Annotated in this window: 4 protein-coding genes, 3 tRNA genes and 1 rRNA gene; all 8 read right to left on the bottom strand. The window is 56.0% G+C overall.

Annotation, left to right across the window (positions count from 1 at the left end; all coding sequences use genetic code 11):
- A partial coding sequence (locus NCCP436_RS17445) for a GTP-binding protein (RefSeq protein ID WP_220805226.1) occupies positions 1 to 440 on the bottom strand: 440 nt, incomplete at its 3' end.
- 84 nt (positions 441 to 524) lie between these two features.
- Positions 525 to 600: transfer RNA gene (locus NCCP436_RS17440), tRNA-Thr, on the bottom strand.
- 26 nt (positions 601 to 626) lie between these two features.
- Positions 627 to 700: transfer RNA gene (locus NCCP436_RS17435), tRNA-Gly, on the bottom strand.
- 24 nt (positions 701 to 724) lie between these two features.
- Positions 725 to 809 (bottom strand) — tRNA-Tyr (locus tag NCCP436_RS17430).
- Positions 810 to 954: 145 nt separating this feature from the next.
- Positions 955 to 1,632 (bottom strand): SPOR domain-containing protein, encoded by a 678-nt coding sequence (locus NCCP436_RS17425; RefSeq protein WP_220805225.1) that lies wholly within the window; start codon positions 1,630 to 1,632, stop codon positions 955 to 957.
- A 9-nt stretch (positions 1,633 to 1,641) separates the two neighbouring features.
- Complete coding sequence (locus NCCP436_RS17420; protein ID WP_220805224.1) at positions 1,642 to 2,391, bottom strand: pantothenate kinase; 750 nt, start codon at positions 2,389 to 2,391, stop codon at positions 1,642 to 1,644.
- Positions 2,381 to 3,346, bottom strand: a complete 966-nt coding sequence (gene birA / locus NCCP436_RS17415) for a bifunctional biotin--[acetyl-CoA-carboxylase] ligase/biotin operon repressor BirA (protein WP_220805223.1) — start codon at positions 3,344 to 3,346, stop codon at positions 2,381 to 2,383. Before birA ends, NCCP436_RS17420 begins: the two co-directional genes overlap by 11 nt.
- A 308-nt stretch (positions 3,347 to 3,654) precedes the next feature.
- Positions 3,655 to 3,770: ribosomal RNA gene (rrf, locus tag NCCP436_RS17410) — 5S ribosomal RNA — on the bottom strand.
- Positions 3,771 to 3,927: the final 157 nt, after the last annotated feature.

Here is a 3,927-nt window from a genome sequence, read left to right as displayed (position 1 = left end):
AGCAGCTCAGCGTCGTCAACCATGTCGGCCTTGTTCAGGAACACGACAATGTACGGAACACCAACCTGACGGGACAGCAGGATGTGTTCACGAGTTTGCGGCATGGGACCGTCAGCAGCCGAACAAACCAGGATCGCACCGTCCATCTGGGCAGCACCGGTGATCATGTTCTTCACGTAGTCGGCGTGGCCGGGGCAGTCAACGTGCGCGTAGTGACGAACAGGGGAGTCGTACTCTACGTGCGAGGTGTTGATGGTGATACCACGAGCCTTCTCTTCCGGCGCGTTATCGATCTGGTCGTAACCTTTGGCCTCACCGCCCCAGGTCTTGGCGCAGACGGTCGCGATGGCAGCGGTCAGAGTGGTCTTACCGTGGTCAACGTGACCGATGGTGCCAACGTTGAGGTGCGGTTTGTTACGTTCAAATTTCTCTTTAGCCATCTTGACCGTCTCCTAGCGAAGAATTGAGCAAGCCACGCAACCATTAAAACAAAGGCAGATATTTTCATATCTGCCTTTGCAAGATGGAGCTCATGAGCGGATTTGAACCGCTGACCTCACCCTTACCAAGGGTGTGCTCTACCAACTGAGCTACATGAGCCAAACTCTTTGCACAAGCAACAAACTTGGAGCGGGCAGCGGGAATCGAACCCGCATCATCAGCTTGGAAGGCTGAGGTTCTACCACTGAACTATGCCCGCGGAGCTTGCAGCTCACGCTGAATCTGGTGGAGGGGGAAGGATTCGAACCTTCGAAGTCGATGACGTCAGATTTACAGTCTGATCCCTTTGGCCGCTCGGGAACCCCTCCAAAGTGAGGCGGCATTTTCTAGATCTGCCACCCTGCTGTCAAGCTTTTTCTCATTTAAAATCTTGAGGTTAGCTAATTTGACAGCATCTTCGTCGGGAACCAACTTTGACCACCCTGCGAAGCGGGCGCCATTCTATGCAAACTCTCACGGCAATGCAACGCCTTCACACGGCATTAATTGATGCTGCAACCCAACAAAGTCTCCCGCAAGCTGCCCCATCAGGAATTCATCAGCCAGACGACGACTCTCTCGAGCTACTCGCACCCAAAAACTCCGGTGCGCGCGAGACAGTTCGCGCATCCGCGGCTCGTAGCCAATCTCTCGCAAACGCTGCAAGACACTCTCGGCCGAATCACTGCGCGGAAATATCCCAAGAGAAATTCCATTTACCAGGTCACCCTGAGTGATGATGTAGCTATCAATGCGTCGCGCCTGCAGCTCACGCAGCTGGCGCAATGAGGCCTGACGAGAAGCCAGAGGAGGCAGATAGACCCAGTACTCGACACCGGCAGTCATGTCGACACCCTGGACATCCGCCTGGATATCCAGACTCAGCAAGCGCTGCTGTACAACCTTGGCTTCTTCCAGTTCCTCGAAGCTGCCGAGATAGAGACAAGCAGCCGCATCAGCCATAGACCGATCCGAACGCGACTTGTGATCTTCTCGCGGAACCTCTGCTTCATCCAGCAAACGAATTCCCTGAAGCGCCCCCGGGTAGACCACCGAAGACTCAACCACCTTCGCTCGCAGCGGCACCTGCTGCTGGTGCCAGACGTAGTAAAAGGCATTAACCAGGATGAGCAATAGCAGAGTCCAGCGCACAGCCCAACCTCAGTCCAGAGGGCAGGCGATTGCCAGCCCAACAAATACCAGATCCGGGACAACCCGGGCACGTGGCACGATATCACTAACCAGTTCCGCATCCCCCCCGGTCAGAAACACATCAAAGCCGGCGGCAAACCGCGCACAGGCCTGTTGGTACTGCTGCTCAACAAAAGCACGCAGCATCAGCAGACAACCACGCTCAACTGCCTCTGCCGTTGCCCGCCCGGGATCAAGCGAGCAAAGAGCCTCTTCTGCAGCCTGGCGATCATATCGGATCCGCCGAGTATGAGTACCCAACAGATCTCTCATCAGCGGTAATCCAGGGCAGATGAATCCTCCCAAGTGCTCTCCCTCGTCCGAAACCAGATCAATCGTAATTGCCGTCCCCAGATCTATAACCAGACAGGCCCGCCGACCGAGCCGATAAGCACCGAGGATTGCCAACCAGCGGTCGAGGCCCAATCGCTTATAGTCAGCGTAGCCATTACGCACATCGCCCTGCTGAAGAGCAGGCTTTGCACAGACAACCTGAAGGCCCAGCTCATCGCGCAGGCGACTCACCAACTGTCCGGTTTCCACATCGCTACGCACGCTGACCAGACGACAGTATTCAGGAGACAGGCCAGGCAACTGCGCGAGGGCCTCGAAGAGCTCCGGATCAGACTCAACCACTCCAGCCTTGAGGCAATCACCCTCCCGAGCAGAGAGCAGCCGCCATTTGATGAAACTATTGCCGCAATCGAGCTCAAGAATCATGCTGCAACCTCAAGCTCAGTTCACCACCACTGAAGACCTGCTCCCGCCCCTCAACAGCCAGGCGAATCCCGCCGCGCACATCCACGCCCAGTACTGCCCCGACAATCGTGTTCTGCCCAGCAGTCAAGCTCACTGTTCGACCACGCCAAACATGCAGAGCCTCCCACTCTTCACGAAGAGCAGCAAAGCCCCCCTGCCAGTGTCTTTCCAGATGAATATGCAACTGCTGCAACAACTCGATCGCTAGCTGATTGCGATCCACCGAGCCGCCCAGGCACTGCCGCAGAGATGTCCAGGGCTGATCGATCGAGACAGTAGCTTCGACCGGCATATTCACATTGATACCGATACCGATTACCACATGACAAACGTCAGCCGGATCTCCGGCCAACTCCAGCAGGATGCCGGATAACTTTCGCCCCTCCCAAAGAACGTCGTTTGGCCACTTCAAGCCCACAGCGGCGACACCAAGCGTCTTCAGCGCACGAGCAACTGCCAGGCCGACCGTCAGACTCAACGCCTCGACCTGGCTCATCCCCCCATCGACACGCAATACCAGGCTGCAATAAAGATTCTCGGCAAACGGACTGACCCAGACACGCCCCCTGCGTCCACGCCCGGCAGTCTGACACTCCGCCAACAACACAAAAGGTGCCTTTACGCCACGCTCCAGACGCCGAAATACCTCGGCGTTGGTTGAGTCGATAGTCGTTACAAGAGAAACCGGCCAACCAACACGGCCTGAAGCCTGAGCGATAAGATCTGCATCCAGCAGAGACATTGGTGAGGACAATCGATAACCACGCCCCGGGACCTTGAATATCTCAACCCCAAGCTCCCGCTCCAGCCCCTGCAACTTCTTCCAGACGGCACTACGACTGATGCCAAGCGCCCCCCCCAGGGCCTCACCAGAATGGAATTGTCCATCCTGTAGTAATTTCAACAATGCCAGCATCTCAGGCCCCACCACGAACAAGGCTGAAATGATAACGACGCGCCCTCGGCTTGCATAGAAAACCCATGACTTGAACGTTAAGCGTATAGGCCATCACTCAACCGTCCGACGCACATAGCATGCGCCTTCGACTCCAAGAGTTCTTTGGCTGCATCAGAACTGCATTGGATCGCTTCGGCGATCAGGGCCCAGAGAGTTGGCGGCGGCGCGCCATCGGGGTTCGGCAAGCGGTTTGACGCCCCGCCGCATTTTTTGCGCGGACAGAAGAACGCCCAGTCTGCGTTAGCAAACTGGGCGTTCGTATAGGAGCTTGACGATGACCTACTCTCACATGGTGAAGCACCACACTACCATCGGCGATGCGTCGTTTCACTTCTGAGTTCGGGATGGGATCAGGTGGTTCCAACGCTCTATGGTCGTCAAGCAATTCGGTTGGGATCTCGTCATGGACGCTATCCCTTGGATACGTGATAGAGGCTTGCAGTTCTCGCAAATTTTCGGTCTGTCGACTTCACCATCGACACCACAAATTGTTTGGGTGTTATATGGTCAAGCCTCACGGGCAATTAGTACAGGTTAGC

Source organism: Pseudomonas sp. NCCP-436, from assembly GCF_019656335.1.
In the GTDB taxonomy this organism is placed as follows: Bacteria; Pseudomonadota; Gammaproteobacteria; order Pseudomonadales; family Pseudomonadaceae; genus Aquipseudomonas.
Note: the sequence above shows the minus strand (reverse complement) of the source record. Positions and strands in the feature narration are given on the sequence as shown.